The sequence below is a fragment of the Klebsiella sp. Ech2A genome, from assembly GCF_030078455.1.
Taxonomy (GTDB): Bacteria; Pseudomonadota; Gammaproteobacteria; order Enterobacterales; family Enterobacteriaceae; genus Klebsiella; species Klebsiella terrigena.
Map to the genome: position 1 here is coordinate 1 of NZ_JAQGFU010000090.1, position 18,659 is coordinate 18,659.

Consider the following 18,659-nt stretch of genomic DNA (forward strand, 5'->3'; position numbering starts at 1 on the left):
TGGCCGCTGACGAAAACCGCCAGCACCGCCGGTATTCCGGGCAGCAGCCCAAGCCAGAAGTTGTCATGATCGGGGTAGAACAGATTCAGCAGAGCATCGCCCTGCTGCCGCGACGCCCCGGCCATAATAAACAGCACCCAGGTTCGCGCCTGCAGCAGCAGGACACACCAGAAGAGGAACGGCAGCCTTAGCCGGCCGTGCGCATCAAAATCGGCGGGGATGAGATCAGTATTCTTCATCTTCAATCAAACGCTTACCCAGGCTGAGCACGTCCGCATATTCGTAGCCAAGCCGTTCATACATGCCCTGCACGACCTCATTGTCTTCGCGGATCATGATATTAATTTTTGGGCAGCCGCGGGCGGTGAGCTTTTTTTCCAGCCTGTTAAGCAGCGCGTTGGCGATGCCGCGTCCGCGATACTCCGGATGAACGCCGAGATAGTAGGCCGAACCGCGATGACCGTCGTAGCCGCCCATTACCGTGCCAACGACCTCACCGTTAACCTCGGCAACCAGAAACAGGCTAACATCGTGATTAACCTTGCGCTCGATGTCCATTTCCGGGTCATTCCACGGGCGCAGAAGCTCGCAGCGCTCCCAGAGAGTTATCACCTCTTCAAAATCCTGCTGGCGAAAAACGCGTATCTCCATGGTATTCCCCATCTTTTAGGCATAAAAAAAGTGATTATGGCGTGATTATGCCCGATAGCCAATATCAGGCGAAATTAACCTCAAAAAATGACATAATACGACCTTGTCACGTATTGAAATGAAAAGTAAAACAATTCTTATTACGAAAGGTCGTAACGAAAAACACGATACGATATAACATTGGGTACCATTTGTTTGTAATTCAGGCCGAATGAGCACTTTTAAACCATTAAAAATACTTGCTTCGCGCCGCCAGGTGCTGAAAGCCGGGCTGGCTGCCGTCACCCTTAGCGGGATTGCCTCGCAGGCCAGCGCAAAAGAACAGCCGTTGACGACGTCCAACGGGCACAGTAAACCAGCCGCCAAAAAAGCGGGCGCGAAGCGCGTCGTGATGCTCGACCCGGGACACGGCGGCATTGATACCGGCGCTATCGGCCACAACGGCTCCAAAGAGAAACACGTCGTGCTGGCGATTGCCAAAACCGTGCGCGGCATTCTGCGCAATAACGGCATCGACGCGCGCCTGACGCGCACCAGCGATACCTTTATTCCGCTGTACGACCGCGTGGAAATCGCCCACCAGCACGGCGCGGATCTGTTTATGTCGATTCACGCCGACGGCTTCACTAACCCCAGCGCTGCCGGGGCGTCCGTCTTTGCCCTCTCCAACCGCGGCGCCAGTAGCGCGATGGCGAAATACCTCTCCGATCGCGAAAACCGCGCCGATGAGGTTGCCGGCAAAAAGACCACCGCGAAAGATCATCTGCTACAGCAGGTGCTGTTCGATCTGGTCCAGACGGACACCATCAAAAACAGCCTGACGCTGGGCTCGCATATCCTGAAAAATATTAAGCCGGTGCATAAGCTGCACAGCCGCAACACCGAACAGGCGGCCTTCGTCGTGCTGAAGTCGCCGTCGATTCCATCGGTGCTGGTCGAGACCTCATTTATTACCAATCCGGGCGAGGAAAAGCTGTTAGGTACCACCGCGTTTCGGCAAAAAATCGCCAGCGCCATTGCCTCCGGCATTATCAGCTACTTCCACTGGTTCGATAACCAAAAAGCCCACTCAAAGAGACGTAAATGAAGCCCGACGTGCAACAGGTTAAACGCTATCTCCTCCAGCTGCAGGACGCTATCTGCCGGCAGCTTAGCGGCCTCGACGGCCAGCCGTTTATCGAAGATAGCTGGCAGCGCGAAGGCGGAGGCGGCGGGCGAAGCCGGGTGCTGCGTGAAGGCGCTATCTTTGAGCAGGCCGGGGTCAACTTTTCTCACGTTCACGGCGACGCCATGCCGGCTTCGGCCACGGCGCATCGCCCGGAGCTGGCCGGCCGCAGCTTTGAGGCGCTGGGCGTTTCGCTGGTGGTTCACCCGCGCAGTCCCTACGTGCCGACCAGCCACGCCAACGTACGCTTTTTCATCGCCGAAAAGCCCGGCGCGGATCCGGTGTGGTGGTTTGGCGGCGGGTTTGACATGACCCCTTTTTACGGCTTTGACGAGGATGCCGTTCACTGGCACCGCACCGCGCGCGACCTGTGTCTGCCGTTCGGCGAAGAGGTTTACCCACGCTATAAAAAGTGGTGCGATGACTACTTCTTCCTCAGGCACCGCAACGAGCAGCGCGGCATCGGCGGCCTGTTCTTTGACGATTTAAATACCCCGGACTTCGACCACTGCTTCCGCTTTATGCAGGCGGTGGGCAACGGCTACACCGACGCCTATCTGCCGATCGTTGAGCGGCGCAAAGCGATGCCGTACGGCGAGCGGGAGCGTCAGTTTCAGCTCTATCGCCGCGGGCGCTACGTGGAGTTCAACCTGGTATGGGATCGCGGAACGCTGTTTGGCCTGCAGACCGGCGGACGCACGGAGTCAATTCTGATGTCGATGCCGCCGCTGGTGCGCTGGGAGTATGACTACCAGCCGCAGGAAGGCAGCCCGGAGGCTGCCCTGAGTGAGTTCATCAAAGTCAAAGAGTGGATATAAAACAAAGCCCCGAACGGGGCTTTGTCGATCACAGCGGTTGAGTTTGTGCTTCCACTACCGCCAGCGCCACCATATTGACAATGCGGCGAACGGAGGCAATTGGCGTCAGAATATGCACCGGTTTTGCCACCCCCATCAGCACCGGCCCAACGGTCACCCCTTCCGAGCTCGAGACCCGCAGCAGGTTGTAGCTAATGCGCGCGGCTTCCATATTCGGCATCACCAGAATGTTGGCCGATCCTTTCAGCGGGCTGTCCGGCATCCGATCGTGGCGAATACTCTCCACCAGCGCGGCGTCGCCGTGCATTTCGCCATCGATCATCAGATCCGGCGCGCTCGCCTTCACCAGCTCCAGCGTTTTACGCATTTTGCTCGCCGACGGGCAGTTGGCGGAGCCGAAGTTAGAGTGCGACAGCAGCGCGACGCGCGGCTCGATGCCGAAGCGGCGCACGCTCTCCGCCGCCATCAGGGCGATCTCGGCCAGCTGCTCCGGCGTCGGATCGTGGTTAACGTAGGTATCGGCAATGAAGGTGTTGCCGCTCGGTAGCAGCAGCGCGTTCATCGCCCCCGCCGTGTTTACGCCGTCGCGATAGCCAAACAGCGGCTGAATCACGCCGTAGTGCTCATGGTAATCACCGATGGTGCCGCAGATCATCGCATCCGCCTCGCCGCGATGGACCATGATCGCGCCAATCACCGTGGTATTGCTGATAACCGCCCGCTGCGCCTGCTCCTGGGTGACGCCGCTGCGTTTCATCAGCTGATAGTATTCGCTCCAGTACTCCTTAAAGCGCGGATCGGATTCATTGTTGACGATCTCAAAATCAACGCCGGGTTTAATCTGCAGGCCGAGCTTCTGAATGCGCATTTCGATAACGCTCGGGCGCCCCACCAGAATCGGCTTCGCCAGCCCCAGAGAGACCAGCTCCTGAGTCGCGTGCAGAACCCGCGTCTCCTCCCCTTCTGCCAGCACCACGCGCTTCGGCTCTTTGCGCGCCTGGGAGAAAATCGGCTTCATAAACAGGTTGGTTTTGTAAACGAACTCGCTGAGTTTCTCGATGTAGGCATCAAAGTCGGCAATCGGGCGCGTCGCCACGCCGGAGTCCATCGCCGCCTTCGCCACCGCCGGTGCGATCTTCACGATCAGCCGCGGATCGAACGGTTTCGGGATGATGTATTCCGGCCCGAAGCTCAGATCCTGATCGCCGTAGGCGGAGGCCACCACTTCACTCTGCTCGGCGTGCGCCAGTTCAGCAATCGCGTGCACTGCCGCCAGCTTCATCTCTTCGTTAATCGCCGTGGCGCCGACGTCCAGCGCGCCGCGGAAGATAAACGGGAAGCACAGCACGTTGTTAACCTGGTTCGGATAGTCAGAGCGGCCGGTGCAGATAATCGCGTCTTCGCGGACCTGCTTCGCCAGCGGCGGCAGGATTTCCGGTTCCGGGTTAGCCAGCGCGAGGATCAGCGGCGCGCGGGCCATCTTCTGCACCATCTCCGGCGTCAGCACTTTCGGGCCGGAGCAGCCGAGGAAAATATCCGCCCCGTCGATCACGTCGTCGAGGGTGCGCTTGCCGTCGTCGTCCACCGCGTAGGCCGCCTTGGTCTCCGCCATGTTTGGCTCACGCTCTTTATAAATCACGCCCCTGGAGTCGCAGACCACAATGTTGTGTTTCTGCATGCCCAGCACCACCAGCAGATTCATACAGGCGATAGCCGCGGCGCCCGCCCCGGAAACCACCATCCGTACGTCGGAGAGGTTTTTCTCAACCACCCGCAGGCCGTTGAGAATGGCGGCGGTGCTGATAATGGCCGTGCCGTGCTGATCGTCATGGAATACCGGGATATTCATGCGCTCGCGCAGCTTCTGCTCGATGTAGAAACACTCTGGCGCCTTGATATCTTCCAGGTTGATGCCGCCAAAGGTTGGCTCCAGCGCGGCCACCACGTTGATAAACTTATCCGGGTCCAGCTCGTCAACTTCAATATCAAACACGTCAATGCCGGCGAACTTCTTAAATAAAACGCCCTTACCTTCCATCACCGGCTTACCGGCGAGCGCGCCGATGTTGCCGAGGCCGAGCACCGCGGTACCGTTGGAGACGACCGCAACCAGGTTGCCGCGCGCGGTGTATTTATAGGCGGCCAGCGGGTCTTTTTCGATCTCCAGGCAAGGCGCTGCTACGCCCGGCGAGTAGGCCAGCGCGAGGTCGCGCTGCGTCGCGAGGGGTTTGGTCGGCACAACCTGAATTTTTCCAGGGACGGGAAATTCATGGAAGTCGAGGGCGCTTTGTTTCAACTGCTCATCCATTTTATTGTTCCTTTCACGTATCGATCGTAGGGGGTGACGGGCAATCTCTATCCTGATGTCCACCCAAGGTGGGGCATAGTATCTCGCCTGACGGCTTTCCAAACTTTGAACACCGCCAAACTCTCGCCATCACAAAGGTATATTTGTTATCGATTTATAACATTTTTGTAACCTAGTTTCGCAGGCAATGATAGCCCTGTCTGCTATGCTTTTTAGTTATTCACCCTAAAACTTCCGCTACCATTCATCACAAAAAACTCATGCAACATATTGTTTCAGGAGTACATTATGTCCCGAAGAGAACTTGCCAACGCGATTCGCGCCCTCAGCATGGACGCAGTTCAGAAAGCCAATTCCGGCCATCCCGGCGCCCCGATGGGCATGGCGGATATCGCCGAAGTCCTGTGGAATGACTTCCTCCAGCACAACCCGGAGAACCCGCACTGGTACGATCGCGACCGCTTTGTGCTGTCCAACGGCCACGCCTCGATGCTGCTCTACAGCCTGCTACATCTGACCGGCTACGACCTGCCGATGGAAGAGCTCAAAAACTTCCGCCAGCTGCACTCTAAAACCCCCGGCCACCCGGAGCATGGCTATACCCCAGGCGTAGAGACCACCACCGGCCCGCTCGGTCAGGGCCTGGCGAACGCGGTCGGGATGGCGATTGCGGAACGCACGCTGGCGGCGCAGTTCAACCGCCCGGGACATGAGATAGTCGATCACCATACCTGGGTTTTTATGGGCGACGGCTGCCTGATGGAGGGGGTTTCGCACGAGGCCAGCTCGCTGGCGGGAACCCTCGGGCTGGGCAAGCTTATCGGCTTCTATGACCATAACGGCATCTCTATCGACGGCCACGTTGAGGGCTGGTTCACCGACGATACCGCCGAACGCTTCAGGGCCTATCGCTGGCACGTGATCGGCGATATCGACGGCCACGACCCGCAGGCGATTGAGCAGGCAATTCGCGAGGCGCAAAGCGTCAAAGATAAGCCGTCGCTGATTATCTGCCGCACCGTCATCGGCTTCGGCTCCCCCAATAAAGCCGGCTCCGAAGAGGCGCACGGCGCGGCGCTCGGGGAAAAAGAGGTCGCCTTAGCCCGCGAGAAGCTGGGCTGGAAATATCCGCCGTTCGAGATCCCAAAAGAGATCTATCAAAAGTGGGATGCCCGGCCGCGCGGTGAAAAAGCCGAACACGCGTGGAACGACAAATTCGCCGCCTATCGACAGGCGTACCCAGAGCTGGCGGACGAACTTACGCGGCGGATGAGCGGCGATCTGCCTGAAAGCTGGAGCGAGATCGTCCGCGGCTATATCGCGAAGCTGCAGGCCAGCCCGGAAAAAATCGCCAGCCGCAAGGCCTCACAGAATGCGCTTAACGCCTACGGGCCCGCGCTGCCGGAGCTGCTCGGCGGCTCGGCGGATCTGGCGCCCAGCAACCTGACCATCTGGTCCGGGTCGACTTCTATTAAGGACGATCCTGCCGGCAACTATATCCACTACGGCGTCCGCGAGTTTGGCATGACCGCCATCGCCAACGGCATTGCCCTGCACGGCGGATTCATTCCCTACACCTCAACCTTCCTGATGTTCGTGGAATACGCCCGCAACGCGGCGCGCATGGCCGCGCTGATGAAGGCCAGGCAGATCATGGTTTACACCCATGACTCCATTGGTCTGGGGGAGGATGGCCCCACTCACCAGGCGGTTGAGCAGCTGGCCAGCCTGCGGCTGACGCCCAACTTCAGCACCTGGCGCCCCTGCGATCAGGTAGAAACCGCGGTCGCCTGGCGGGCGGCCATCGAGCGGCAGACCGGCCCGACCGCGCTGATCCTGTCGCGCCAGAACCTGGCGCAGATGGCGCGCACGCCGCAGCAGGTGGACGATATTGCGTGCGGCGGCTACGTGCTGAAAGATGCCGGAGGCAAGCCGGATCTGATCCTGATCGCCACCGGCTCGGAGATAGAAATCACCGCCCTGGCGGCGGAGAAGCTGCTGGCGAAAGGGGTCAACGTGCGGGTGGTGTCGCTGCCGTCAACCGACGTGTTTGATGCTCAGGATGAGGCATACCGGGAATCCGTGCTGCCGTCCGACGTTAGCGCCCGCATTGCCGTTGAGGCCGGGATTGCCGACTACTGGTATAAATACGTCGGCCTGAAGGGGGCCATTGTCGGCATGAGAAGCTACGGCGAATCGGCGCCGGCGGATAAGCTGTTCCCGTTCTTTGGCTTTACCGTCGAGAATATCGTCAGCACCGCCGAAGGGCTGCTTAACGGGTGATCCACAGCGTAGGCCAGGCATCTGGCCTCTGCCAGTTATCGCACTGCGGCTGCTGAGCAAAGCGCACCAGGCTAAACCGCTGGCCGTCATACCGCCAGCGGGTCTGGGTGCCGCAATCCCCCGGGGCGCGCCCCTTCTCAAGGGTTACCAGCTCGTGGCGCTGCTCGTCGATGCTGGCATTCATCAGCTCAATTTCGCGCCCTGCGCCGCCGGGCGGCTGGAAAGGCAGGGTCAGGCGCAGCGGACGCGCGACGTACGGCTGCTGGCGCGAAACCAGCCACGCCAGCCATACGGTGTTGTAGGCCCCCGCTTCGCAGCTGAACATCAGCAACACCTTCTCATCGGTCAGCGCGGTAACCCGCACTTCCCGCAGGGAGGGATCCAGCGAGCATGCGCTGTTGCTCATGCGCTCGTTGCCATAGTCCATGAGGTCATTCAGCTCATCGCGGCTCAGCGGCGATTGCGATACGTCGACTTTCGCCACCGTGCGCAGCGCCGGCGCCGGCGGGACGCTGAGCGGCGGCTCTTCGCCTTTGCCAATCCACGCCGTTTCGCTGCCGACCCGCTTCTGGCGGCTGTCGATAAACAGCAGCGCCGCCTTCAGGCCCTGCAAAGAGATGGTCTGCAGGCCGTCCACCAGGCTTATCGCCTGCCCTTCCTGCACCTGCTGGAGAAAAGCGTCGATGGTGGCGCTATCGCCGGTTTTAAGCAGCTTGTCGGCAACCTGCCAGCGCTTGTCCACCAGCGCCAGAGGTTTACCATCAAGCAGCAGACGAGGGCCGATCGGCGCCAGCGCCGCGACCGGATTGCCGACCCCGCCCAGCTCAATGCGCAGGCTGGCATTGGTGGCCGCGCCGGCGCTGCGGCTGAGGGTCATCACCAGGCCATAGTGCAGCCCGACGTTGCGGGTTACGCAGAAGTTTTGATTATTACAGGTCACCAGCCAGTCGCTGAACGTCTGCTGCACCGGCGCCGCCCACGCCCGCAAGGCGGGGAACAGACCGAAAAGCAGAATCAAGATAAGCCGATAAAACATGCGTGGTACAACCCCGGAAGCTAGCGCGAAAAACAGCCGCTATCTTCGCCAGCACCGGGGGTTTACTCAATCGGATTTATCAGATATCCCCGGCCATCAGCCCCGAAGCGTGGAGATACTGCAGGAGGATAACCGCTTTCCCGTCGCGGATCTCGCCGCCGGCCACCATCGCCAGCGCCTGGCTGAACGGCAGCTCCAGGACCTCAATCTCTTCATCATCCACCCCGCCGCCGCCGTTTTTGCGCTGGGCATCGCTGTATTCGGCGATAAAGAAGTGGATAAGCTCGGTGACGCCACCGGGAGACATATACAGTTCGAACAGCTTGCGAACCTCGCCCACCTCGTAGCCGGTCTCCTCGATCGCCTCTTTGCGAATGCAGGCTTCCGGCTCGTCGTTATCCAGCAGCCCGGCGCAGGTCTCGATGAGCATGCCGTCTTCGTTACCGTTCACCCAGGTGGCGACGCGGAACTGGCGCACCAGCACCACGCTTTGCTTGCGCCGGTTGTAGAGCAGAACCGTTGCGCCGTTGCCGCGATCGTAAACCTCGCGCTTGTGGCGCACCACGCTGCCGTCGCCGCGCGTCAGCTCGTAGGTCATGTTGCGCAAAACGAACCAGTTTTCAGAGAGGATTTTATCTTTAATGACGTTGATATTGAGTGGCATACGGCCCCGCAGCAGAGAATGACGCAGTCATACTACGCCGCGGAGCGCGCTTTGTCGTTAGCAGGGCGGAATCGATTTTAGGCCGAGGAAATCGACGATCCCCCGCGCGGCATGGCGGCCTTCCGCCATCGCCGTCACCACCAGATCGGCTCCGCGAACCGCATCCCCGCCGGCGAAAATCTGCGGATGGCTGGTCTGATAGCGGTAGCGGCTTTCAACGTGCGCGCGGATCCGCCCGCGGCCGTCCAGCTGCACGCCGACGGACTCCAGCCACGGCATGCCGTGCGGGTGAAAGCCAAAGGCCATAATCACCGCATCCGCCGGCATCACGAATTCGCTGCCCACAATCGGCGACGGCGCGCGGCGCCCCTGCGCGTCCGGTTCGCCGAGCCGGGTTCGCAGGAAGCGCACCCCGTTGACCCGGCCGTTAGCATCCAGCTCCAGGGTCACCGGCTGAACGTTGAATTCAAATACCGCTCCCTCTTCGCGGGCATTTTTGACCTCTTTTTTCGACCCCGGCATATTGGCCTCGTCCCGGCGATAGGCGCAGGTGACCCGCTTCGCGCCGTGACGCAGCGCGGTGCGCACGCAGTCCATCGCCGTATCGCCGCCGCCCAGCACCACCACCTCCAGCCCGTGGGTATCGATATAGGGCTCCGCCGCCAGCTCGCTCAGCCCCATCACCTGCTTAGTGTTGGCAATCAGAAACGGCAGCGCGTCATACACCCCGGGAGCCTCCTCATTCGGCAAATCAGCCTTCATCGAGCGATAGGTCCCAGCGCCGATAAACACCGCATCGTAGTCGTCCAGCAGCGCGCTGAGGGGAATATCTTTGCCCACCTCGCAGTTCAGCTCAAAGCGCACGCCCATTGCGCTAAAGATCTCCCGCCGCCGGGAGAGCAGCGATTTGTCCAGCTTAAAGGCGGGAATGCCGAAGGTAAGCAGGCCGCCGATTTCCGGGTGCCGGTCAAACACCACCGGCTGCACGCCGTTGCGTACCAGCAGGTCCGCGCAGGCGAGTCCGGCCGGGCCGGCGCCGACAATCGCCACCTTTTTGCCGCTGGCAACCACCCGCGACAGATCCGGCCGCCAGCCGCCCGCCAGCGCCTGGTCCGAAATATAGCGTTCGATATTGCCGATGGTGACCGCGCCATGTTCATCATGCAGCGTGCAGGCCCCCTCGCACAGGCGATCCTGCGGACAGACGCGGCCGGTGATTTCCGGCAGGCAGTTGGTCTGGTGGGAGAGCTCAACGGCGGCGGCGATATCCCCGGCCTTCACTTTTTCAATCCACTGCGGGATTGGGTTGTGCAGCGGGCAGGTCCATTCGCAGATGCTGTGCTCGCCGCACTTCAGGCAGCGCTGAGCCTCCTGCTGCGCGTGGGCCGTAGAAAGCGGCAGGTAGATTTCAGAAAAGTGCGTTTTACGCAGCGCCGGCGCGAGCCTCCCGGCCTCCGCGCGCGGCGGCGTTGCCGCCATCTGCTCGACCTTATCGTTACGCTCTGCCGGCATGAGGTCTGCAGGATGGCTATGCCACGGCTGCGCCTCCATTCGGGCCGCCCGCAGGCGTCGTCGTTTCGCCAGGCCGAGCAGCGTCTCTTCATCGGCCAGCTGCAGCGCCTGCGCCGGACAGTTTTGCACGCAGGCCGGACCCGCTTCGCGCTCCCGACACAGATCGCACTTGTGCGCGGTGGCCTTTACTTTTCCCGCCGCCAGCGGCGTAAGCACGATTTGCATTACCCCAAACGGGCAGGCCACCATGCAGGATTTACAGCCGATACATTTTTCCTGGCGCACCTGTATGCTGCCGTCAACCCGGCTTATCGCGCCGTTCGGACAGCTGCGGGCGCAGGGCGCGCCTTCACAATGGTGACACGTTATCGGGTTACATTTTTGCTCGCCTTTGATGAGCACAATCCGCGGCAAAAAACGCCGTTCGGTCAGGACGTGCTGCTCATCGTTATGCGCCATGACGCAGGCCACTTCGCAGGCCCGGCATCCGATGCATTTGTGACTATCGCTCAAAATAAAGTGGTTCATGGCATCCTTCCGTCTTCCCGGTAAATAACCATGCGGTTAGCATAGCTATTAATTACCCGACAAGACGGGACGGAAACAATGTTCATTTGCCCAGAATAGCGCTTATCTGGCGATAATCCGTTTTGGATCAATTTTTTTGACTTAAATGAAATGATGTTTTACTTACTTAACAGAGACTCAGATCCGGCGTAAAAGCGATAAAACATGTTTACTTCCGGCAGCAATTGCGAAAGGGTAACGCCATGAAGCGACCTTCGGTAAAGGGGCGGGACACTTCTTTACCGTGCCGTAAAAGGCACACGATAAATTACACTATCTCCTTAATTTCTCCACGATTGCCTGCGGGCTTACCGCTAGAGTGTCACAGGCTGTGCAATAACAAAAAATGTACAAAATGAGGTCCTAATTCTGATGGCGAATTTCTTTATCGATCGCCCCATTTTTGCGTGGGTACTGGCTATTCTTTTGTGCCTGACCGGAACGCTCGCGATTTTATCGCTTCCCGTTGAGCAATATCCCGAGCTGGCGCCGCCGAACGTGCGGATCACCGCCAACTACCCCGGCGCCTCCGCGCAAACGCTGGAGAATACCGTCACCCAGGTTATCGAGCAGAATATGACCGGCCTCGATAACCTGATGTACATGTCATCGCAGAGCAGCGCCACCGGCCAGGCGACGGTCACCCTGAGCTTTACCGCCGGAACCGACCCCGATGAAGCGGTGCAGCAGGTGCAAAACCAGCTGCAGTCGGCAATGCGTAAGCTGCCGCAGGCGGTGCAGAATCAGGGCGTCACGGTGCGTAAAACCGGTGATACCAACATTCTGACCCTCGCTTTTGTCTCCACCGACGGCAGCATGGACAAGCAGGATATTGCCGACTACGTCGCCAGTAACGTCCAGGATCCCTTAAGCCGGGTTAACGGCGTCGGTGATATCGATGCCTATGGCTCCCAGTACTCGATGCGTATCTGGCTCGACCCGACGAAGCTCAACAGCTATCAGATGACGGCGAAAGACGTTACCGACGCCATCGAATCGCAGAACGCCCAGATCGCCGTAGGCCAGCTGGGCGGCACGCCGTCGGTTGATAAGCAGGCGCTTAACGCCACCATCAACGCCCAGTCGCTGCTGCAGACGCCGGATCAGTTCCGCGATATTACGCTGCGCGTTAATCAGGATGGATCGGAAGTAACGCTCGGCGACGTTGCCAGCGTTGAGATGGGGGCCGAAAAGTACGATTACCTCAGCCGCTATAACCGCCAGGCGGCATCAGGGCTGGGTATTAAGCTCGCCTCCGGCGCCAACGAAATGGCCACCGCCGAGCGGGTCATCACCCGCCTGAACGAGCTTTCGCAATATTTCCCCCACGGCCTGGAGTATAAAATTGCCTACGAGACCACCTCGTTCGTTAAGGCGTCGATTACCGACGTGGTGAAAACGCTGATTGAAGCGATCGCCCTGGTGTTCCTGGTGATGTACCTGTTCCTGCAAAACTTCCGCGCCACCCTGATCCCGACCATTGCCGTCCCGGTCGTCTTAATGGGTACCTTCGCGGTGCTCTATACCTGCGGCTACAGCATCAACACCCTGACGATGTTTGCCATGGTGCTGGCGATCGGCCTGCTGGTGGATGACGCCATCGTGGTGGTGGAGAACGTCGAACGTATCATGAGCGAGGAGGGACTTTCGCCCCGGGAGGCGACCCGCAAATCGATGGGTCAAATCCAGGGCGCGCTGGTGGGTATCGCCATGGTGCTGTCGGCGGTATTTATCCCGATGGCCTTCTTCGGCGGCACCACCGGCGCCATTTACCGTCAGTTCTCAATCACCATAGTGTCCGCGATGGTGCTGTCGGTGCTGGTGGCGATGATCCTCACCCCGGCGCTGTGCGCCACCCTGCTCAAGCCGATTCAGAAAGGCGAGCTGCACGGTCAGAAAGGCTTCTTTGGCTGGTTTAACCGCATGTTTGACCGCAACGCCAGCCGCTACGAATCTTCGGTCGGCAAAATTCTGCACCGTTCGCTGCGCTGGATAATGATCTACGTCCTGCTGCTGGGCGGGATGGTGTTCCTGTTTATGCACCTGCCGACCTCGTTCCTGCCGCAGGAAGATCGCGGAATGTTCACCACCTCAGTGCAGCTGCCCGCCGGCTCTACGCAACAGCAGACGCTGAAGGTGGTGCAGGAGGCCGAAGATTACTTCCTTAAGAACGAGAAGAGCAACGTCGAATCGGTGTTCGCCACCATCGGCTCCGGCCCGGGCGGCAACGGCCAGAACGTGGCGCGAATGTTCGTGCGCCTGAAGGACTGGGAGCAGAGGGACCCCACCAGCGGCTCCGCCTTTGCCATTATCGAACGGGCGACCAAAGCCTTTAACAAGATTAAAGAGGCGCGCGTCTTTGCCAGCAGCCCGCCGGCCATCAGCGGGCTGGGCAGCTCCGCCGGCTTCGATATGGAGCTTGAGGACCACGCCGGCAACGGCCACGACGCGCTGATGGCCGCCCGCGACTCCCTGCTGGAGCTGGCCGCCAACAATCCTCAGCTAACCCGCGTGCGCCACAACGGCCTTGATGATAGCCCGCAGCTGCAGGTGGATATCGATCAGCGCAAGGCGCAGGCGCTGGGGATATCGATTGATGACATCAACGATACGCTGCAAACCGCCTGGGGCTCGAGCTACGTGAATGACTTTATGGATCGCGGCCGCGTAAAAAAAGTCTACGTCCAGGCGGCGGCAAAATATCGCATGCTGCCGGACGACATTAATCAGTGGTACGTGCGCAACAGCAGCGGCACGATGGTTCCCTTCTCGGCCTTTGCCAGCTCGCGCTGGGAAACCGGCTCGCCGCGCCTGGAACGCTATAACGGCTACTCGGCGGTCGAAATCGTCGGCGAAGCCGCGCCGGGCGTCAGTACCGGTACGGCGATGACGATTATGGAAGAGCTGGCGCAGCAGCTGCCGAACGGCTTCGGCCTCGAGTGGACGGCGATGTCCTACCAGGAGCGCTTATCCGGCGCCCAGGCCCCGGCGCTGTACGCGATCTCCCTGCTGGTGGTCTTCCTGTGCCTGGCAGCGCTGTATGAGAGCTGGTCGGTTCCGTTCTCCGTGATGCTGGTGGTGCCGCTGGGAGTCATCGGCGCCCTGCTGGCAACCTGGATGCGCGGTCTTGAGAACGATGTTTACTTCCAGGTCGGGCTGCTGACGGTTATCGGCCTGTCGGCGAAGAACGCCATTCTGATCGTCGAGTTTGCCAACGAGCTCAATGAAAAAGGAGAGGATCTACTGGTTGCGACGCTTTCGGCCTGCCGACAGCGCCTGCGGCCAATTCTGATGACCTCGCTGGCCTTTATTTTCGGCGTGCTGCCGATGGCGACCAGCACCGGTGCGGGCTCGGGTAGCCAGCACGCGGTCGGTACCGGGGTGATGGGCGGCATGATCTCCGCCACCATTCTCGCTATTTTCTTCGTACCGCTGTTCTTTGTGCTGGTGCGTCGCCGCTTCCCGCTGAAAGAGCGGCCGCAATAACCTGCGTCCATCGCGAGGATCTCTCGTGGCGATGGAATAACAAAAAAGGCGACCACAGGAGTCGCCTTTTTTATGTGTTCAGATCCACTGCAGCGTTATTTTCGCAGGCAGATCACCCTGCTCACATTGCGGAATTTATTTACGAAGCATGCCTTCGATAAAATCTTTCCAGTTCCCTAGTTCACGATCAATCATAATAGCCTCTCTTATTATTATGGGTGATTTTATGTAAATTCATCAGTAATGGGAAGTCGCCTGCCCCTATTGCTTTGATTGCCTGATGGCCACTGTCAGGATAGCTATCGCTGATTTGCCGCTACTATGACCCCGTCAACGCCAATTTAATGTGACACGTAGCAACATTCTGCAACATCAGGCGCGCTCTTATACGTTGACCGTCTACGCGGAAGAGGCCAGGATTTCAGTACGCGAGCGCCGTCACAATCCTGCGGCGAGAGATGAATATTTAACCAACATATAAGCATGGTTATATATTCCCGGCAAAAAATTACATTTATTAAACCGATTAACGTATTATTCCCTATCGGCTTATATATCCCCGAAATAGCTCAAGTTTCAGGATGCTAACGGACAGGCCGCCGGGTGCGTCGCGAGTATATTCGGAAAAATCTGCGTTCCGCGCTTAATTCAATGAAAAAGGTTTCATTATGCTGACCATGTACGGGATAAAAAACTGCGACACCGTTAAAAAGGCCCGCCGCTGGCTGGAAGCTAACCAGATTGAATACCGCTTCCATGATTATCGCGTCGATGGGCTCGAGCGCGAATTATTAGATACGTTTATTGCTGAACTGGGTTGGGAAGCCCTGCTCAACACCCGCGGCACCACCTGGCGTAAGCTGGATGAATCGGTTCGCGCCCGCATCGATAACGCCGATGCCGCCGCCGGGCTGATGCTCGAAATGCCGGCAATCATCAAACGCCCATTGCTCTGCGCGCCCGGTCAGCCTATGCTGCTGGGCTTCAGTGAACTCACTTATAAGAAGCTTGTTAACGAGGTATAGTCTATGTCTTGCCCGGTCATTGAGCTGGCTCAGCAGCTTATTCGCCGCCCTTCCCTCAGCCCCGATGATGCGGGATGTCAGGCGTTAATGATTGAACGTCTGCGGGCGATTGGTTTTACCGTTGAACCGATGGATTTCGGCGATACCCAAAATTTCTGGGCCTGGCGCGGACGCGGTGAAACCCTGGCCTTCGCCGGTCATACCGACGTTGTCCCGGCGGGCGACGCCGACCGGTGGATTAACCCGCCGTTTGAACCGACTATTCGCGACGGCATGCTGTTTGGCCGCGGTGCGGCGGACATGAAGGGCTCGCTGGCGGCGATGGTCGTGGCCGCCGAGCGCTTCGTCGCCCAGTATCCGAACCATAAAGGTCGCCTGGCCTTTTTGATCACCTCCGATGAAGAAGCCAGCGCCCACAACGGCACGGTGAAAGTCGTCGAAGCCCTGATGGCCCGCAAGGAGCGTCTCGACTACTGCCTGGTGGGCGAGCCCTCCAGCACCGAAGTTGTCGGGGACGTGGTGAAGAACGGCCGCCGCGGCTCGTTAACCTGCAATTTAACCATCCACGGCGTGCAGGGCCACGTCGCCTATCCTCATCTGGCGGATAACCCGGTGCACCGCGCCGCGCCGATGCTCACCGAACTGGTGGGAATCGAATGGGATAAAGGCAACGAATTCTTCCCGCCGACCAGCATGCAGATTGCCAACGTCAAGGCGGGCACCGGCAGCAATAACGTCATTCCGGGCGACCTGTTCGTGCAGTTCAACTTCCGCTTCAGCACCGAGCTGACCGACGAGATGATCAAAGCCCGGGTTGTCGCGCTGCTGGAAAAATATCAGCTGCGCTACTCCCTTGACTGGTGGCTCTCCGGCCAGCCGTTCCTGACCGGCCGCGGTAAGCTGGTTGAAGCGGTGGTGAATGCCATTGAGCACTATAATGAGATCAAACCGCAGCTGTTGACCAACGGCGGCACCTCCGACGGGCGGTTTATCGCTCGCATGGGAGCCCAGGTGGTTGAGCTGGGACCGGTGAATGCCACGATCCACAAAATTAACGAGTGCGTGAACGCCGCCGACCTGCAGCTGCTGGCGCGAATGTATCAACGGATCATGGAACAGCTGGTCGCCTGACAACATCGACAGATGCCCTGAACGATGACGGGTATGAAAGAGGAAGCAGCATGGAATGGCTAAGTAAATACTGGTGGGTTCTGGTGTTAGTTTTTTTGGTGGGCGTCATGATTAACGTGATTAAGGACCTTAATCGCGTCGACCACAAAAAATTTCTCGCCAATAAGCCGGACCTTCCCCCTCATCGTGACTGTAACGATAAGTGGGATGATGACGACGACTGGCCGAAGAACGACCAGTCGAAGAAGTAGGATCTATGCCCTCTCCCCGGTGAACGTCACGTCGCCGGGGAATCTCCCGGATAGCGGCGCTGTGCGCCTTATCCGGACAGGATACCGCCTGATTACAGCAGTTCGATAATATCGTCATCTTTCGGCGTGCTGCCGCTTAACGCTTCGTCAAAATAGTGCTTCGGCACGGTATAGCGCAGGCGTTCGAGCGCAAACTGCATGCTGCGATCGTCAATCGCGTGCCCCAAATCCTCAACGATATCCAGCGTCACGTCGCCGCCGGCCTGCACCAGCGCCTCCTGGGCGGAGACGGCCCACGCCAGATCGATAACCCGATCCTCGCCGCCGTGGATCAGGTGCACGGTAGTCGCCGTGGTCGCCGACTGCGGCAGCGTGGCGTATCGTCCGTTAAAGGCGATAACCCGCGAGGCCAGCCCCGGCTCGGCCTTGATGCTTTCCAGCGACATAATCGCCCCCTGCGAGAAGCCAATCAGCGCCGTTGCCTGTGCGGACACGCCGCTCTGCTTCTGCCAGTAGCGCACCGTCTCAATAAAGGTCGGCATAATGGCGTCAATGCGCGCCTGCCGGTTCTCCTCGGTCACTCCCTGCACGGAGAACCACTGACGGCCGGGAGCCGGGCCGCACGGCTCGGCGCCGCCGATGCTGACGATTAACGCATCCGGAAACTGCGGCGCGAACAGGCTGCCGATTTGCCCCATTGAAACCGGATTATCACCGACGCCATGAAACAGCAACAGCAGCTGTTGGGCAGGTGTCACGGGGCTTTGAACAATAAAATGATCGTGTTTCATGGCTTTCTCCTTAGTCTACGCGGGCAGTGTACGCCGCAGATAAAATATGACCATGACATTTAACTGAATGAGTTAGTTAAAAAAATTGCAGTTGCTCAACCCGCTGGCGCAGCGCATCGGCGCGGGCCGCGTCGAGGCTCAACAGCGCCTGCCCCGCCTCCTCGCGTAACCTTGCCAGCAAAGCTTTGCGCCCGGCCAGCCGCAGCGAAGCGCAAAGCTCGGCCTCATCCTGCTGCCGAAGGCGGGCGCGCAGCGCCGGAAGCGCCAGGTCGACCCGCAGCAGCAGGCGGTTCAGGCAGCCAATCGTCGACAACAGCGGGCGGTGGGCAAAGGCGAATCCAGCGGCCTCAAGCCAGTCCTCTTCCGTCAGCATAGCAGCCTCGACAGCCGGCAGCGGCAGCGCCTCTTCCCGCCATTCGCGCAGCCAGTACTCGTCGCGCTGCAGCCGCGCCAGCTCCTGCTGGCGTAAGCGGTGGCCCGCGGGCGTTAACGGATAGAGCGCCATCGCCGTATAGCAGCCGCTGCTCGCTTCACGGTGGGTACCGAGACGCACCAGCGTAAAGCCGCATCGCTGCCAGAAGCGCCAGAGCTCGTCGGTATAGCCGAAGCTCACCGAGAGGTAATCAAGCCCCTCCGCCTTGGCCACGGCCTTCGCCACCAGCGCCTGGCCGGCCCCCTCACGCTGGCGCGACGGATGCACGGCAATGCGGCCAATTCGTCGGGCCACCAGCGTAGCGGCCAGCGGAGTGCCGCCGTGCGCCGCCAGCGACTGGGCCACCAGATTGCCGCGCGGGCGGCGATATCCCGCCCACACCGCCTGGCTGAGGGCCGGGGTAAGACCGCCCTCTTCCACCAGCCACAGCGCCCCGGCAACGCGGCTCCCGGCGCGCGCGCAGATAAACCGCTGCCCGGGCGCATCCATCATCCGGCGGAGATCCAGCGGGGAGGTGCGATAGTGGGCGCCGGAAAGG

At 59.7% G+C, this 18,659-nt stretch carries 15 protein-coding genes and 1 pseudogene; 7 read left to right on the forward strand and 9 right to left on the reverse strand.

Going from position 1 to position 18,659, the window contains the following annotated elements; all coding sequences use genetic code 11:
* The coding region (locus PFH44_RS16255; protein ID WP_283825535.1) for a DUF2919 domain-containing protein at positions 1-239 on the reverse strand (239 nt) is incomplete at its 3' end.
* The gene (locus PFH44_RS16260; RefSeq protein ID WP_041146662.1) at positions 226-651 is read right to left on the reverse strand and encodes a GNAT family acetyltransferase; all 426 of its coding nucleotides are present in this window, start codon (positions 649-651) and stop codon (positions 226-228) included. The genes PFH44_RS16260 and PFH44_RS16255, both read right to left, overlap by 14 nt.
* 211 nt (positions 652-862) lie before the next feature.
* On the opposite strand from PFH44_RS16260, the gene amiA reads away from it, so the two are divergent.
* Together amiA and hemF are read left to right on the forward strand one after the other, a co-directional pair.
* Positions 863-1,738, forward strand: coding sequence for an N-acetylmuramoyl-L-alanine amidase AmiA (gene amiA / locus PFH44_RS16265; RefSeq protein ID WP_045856213.1), 876 nt, complete (start codon positions 863-865; stop codon positions 1,736-1,738).
* Positions 1,735-2,634, forward strand: a complete 900-nt coding sequence (gene hemF / locus PFH44_RS16270) for an oxygen-dependent coproporphyrinogen oxidase (protein ID WP_283825536.1) — start codon at positions 1,735-1,737, stop codon at positions 2,632-2,634. Before amiA ends, hemF begins: the two co-directional genes overlap by 4 nt.
* A gap of 28 nt (positions 2,635-2,662) precedes the next feature.
* On the opposite strand, the gene maeB is transcribed toward hemF, so the two are convergent.
* Positions 2,663-4,942, reverse strand: a complete 2,280-nt coding sequence (gene maeB, locus PFH44_RS16275) for an NADP-dependent oxaloacetate-decarboxylating malate dehydrogenase (protein ID WP_283825537.1) — start codon at positions 4,940-4,942, stop codon at positions 2,663-2,665.
* Positions 4,943-5,230: 288 nt separating this feature from the next.
* On the opposite strand from maeB, the gene tkt reads away from it, so the two are divergent.
* The gene (gene tkt / locus PFH44_RS16280; protein WP_283825538.1) at positions 5,231-7,225 is read left to right on the forward strand and encodes a transketolase; all 1,995 of its coding nucleotides are present in this window, start codon (positions 5,231-5,233) and stop codon (positions 7,223-7,225) included.
* Here the strand turns inward: tkt and PFH44_RS16285 are convergent.
* The 3 genes and pseudogenes from PFH44_RS16285 to aegA form a co-directional block, all read right to left on the reverse strand.
* Positions 7,215-8,261, reverse strand: coding sequence for a DUF1176 domain-containing protein (locus PFH44_RS16285; protein WP_283825539.1), 1,047 nt, complete (start codon positions 8,259-8,261; stop codon positions 7,215-7,217). The two genes, tkt and PFH44_RS16285, sit on opposite strands and share 11 nt — an antisense overlap.
* 66 nt (positions 8,262-8,327) lie before the next feature.
* Positions 8,328-8,925, reverse strand: a pseudogene (nudK, locus tag PFH44_RS16290) (GDP-mannose pyrophosphatase NudK).
* A 57-nt stretch (positions 8,926-8,982) separates the two neighbouring features.
* Positions 8,983-10,965, reverse strand: coding sequence for a formate-dependent uric acid utilization protein AegA (gene aegA, locus PFH44_RS16295; RefSeq protein ID WP_283825540.1), 1,983 nt, complete (start codon positions 10,963-10,965; stop codon positions 8,983-8,985).
* Between the two features lie 411 nt (positions 10,966-11,376).
* On the opposite strand from aegA, the gene acrD reads away from it, so the two are divergent.
* Positions 11,377-14,490, forward strand: coding sequence for a multidrug efflux RND transporter permease AcrD (gene acrD / locus PFH44_RS16300; RefSeq protein WP_283825541.1), 3,114 nt, complete (start codon positions 11,377-11,379; stop codon positions 14,488-14,490).
* A 135-nt stretch (positions 14,491-14,625) separates the two neighbouring features.
* Here acrD and ypfM read toward each other — a convergent pair whose 3' ends face one another.
* Positions 14,626-14,685 (reverse strand): protein YpfM, encoded by a 60-nt coding sequence (gene ypfM / locus PFH44_RS16305; protein ID WP_128879464.1) that lies wholly within the window; start codon positions 14,683-14,685, stop codon positions 14,626-14,628.
* A 473-nt stretch (positions 14,686-15,158) separates the two neighbouring features.
* Between ypfM and PFH44_RS16310 the strand changes: the two genes are divergently transcribed.
* From PFH44_RS16310 to PFH44_RS16320, 3 genes are read left to right on the forward strand one after another with little or no spacing between them, the layout of a single operon-like run.
* Entirely contained in the window at positions 15,159-15,515 is a 357-nt protein-coding gene (locus PFH44_RS16310) for an ArsC family reductase (RefSeq protein ID WP_045856235.1), read from the forward strand.
* Positions 15,516-15,518: 3 nt separating this feature from the next.
* Entirely contained in the window at positions 15,519-16,646 is a 1,128-nt protein-coding gene (gene dapE, locus PFH44_RS16315; RefSeq protein ID WP_283825542.1) for a succinyl-diaminopimelate desuccinylase, read from the forward strand.
* A gap of 50 nt (positions 16,647-16,696) precedes the next feature.
* Entirely contained in the window at positions 16,697-16,897 is a 201-nt protein-coding gene (locus tag PFH44_RS16320; protein ID WP_045856239.1) for a YpfN family protein, read from the forward strand.
* Between the two features lie 92 nt (positions 16,898-16,989).
* Here the strand turns inward: PFH44_RS16320 and ypfH are convergent, their stop codons facing one another.
* Positions 16,990-17,688, reverse strand: coding sequence for an esterase (gene ypfH, locus PFH44_RS16325; protein WP_283825543.1), 699 nt, complete (start codon positions 17,686-17,688; stop codon positions 16,990-16,992).
* Between the two features lie 76 nt (positions 17,689-17,764).
* The coding region (locus PFH44_RS16330; protein WP_283825544.1) for a GNAT family N-acetyltransferase at positions 17,765-18,659 on the reverse strand (895 nt) is incomplete at its 5' end.

Excerpts from the sequence above, each read along its gene's own strand:
- PFH44_RS16260 (WP_041146662.1), bottom strand. The coding sequence starts at position 651 with ATGGAGATACGCGTTTTTCGCCAGCAGGATTTTGAAGAGGTGATAACT.
- amiA (WP_045856213.1), top strand. The coding sequence starts at position 863 with ATGAGCACTTTTAAACCATTAAAAATACTTGCTTCGCGCCGCCAGGTG.
- hemF (WP_283825536.1), top strand. The coding sequence starts at position 1,735 with ATGAAGCCCGACGTGCAACAGGTTAAACGCTATCTCCTCCAGCTGCAG.
- maeB (WP_283825537.1), bottom strand. The coding sequence starts at position 4,942 with ATGGATGAGCAGTTGAAACAAAGCGCCCTCGACTTCCATGAATTTCCC.
- tkt (WP_283825538.1), top strand. The coding sequence starts at position 5,231 with ATGTCCCGAAGAGAACTTGCCAACGCGATTCGCGCCCTCAGCATGGAC.
- PFH44_RS16285 (WP_283825539.1), bottom strand. The coding sequence starts at position 8,261 with ATGTTTTATCGGCTTATCTTGATTCTGCTTTTCGGTCTGTTCCCCGCC.
- aegA (WP_283825540.1), bottom strand. The coding sequence starts at position 10,965 with ATGAACCACTTTATTTTGAGCGATAGTCACAAATGCATCGGATGCCGG.
- acrD (WP_283825541.1), top strand. The coding sequence starts at position 11,377 with ATGGCGAATTTCTTTATCGATCGCCCCATTTTTGCGTGGGTACTGGCT.
- PFH44_RS16310 (WP_045856235.1), top strand. The coding sequence starts at position 15,159 with ATGCTGACCATGTACGGGATAAAAAACTGCGACACCGTTAAAAAGGCC.
- dapE (WP_283825542.1), top strand. The coding sequence starts at position 15,519 with ATGTCTTGCCCGGTCATTGAGCTGGCTCAGCAGCTTATTCGCCGCCCT.
- PFH44_RS16320 (WP_045856239.1), top strand. The coding sequence starts at position 16,697 with ATGGAATGGCTAAGTAAATACTGGTGGGTTCTGGTGTTAGTTTTTTTG.
- ypfH (WP_283825543.1), bottom strand. The coding sequence starts at position 17,688 with ATGAAACACGATCATTTTATTGTTCAAAGCCCCGTGACACCTGCCCAA.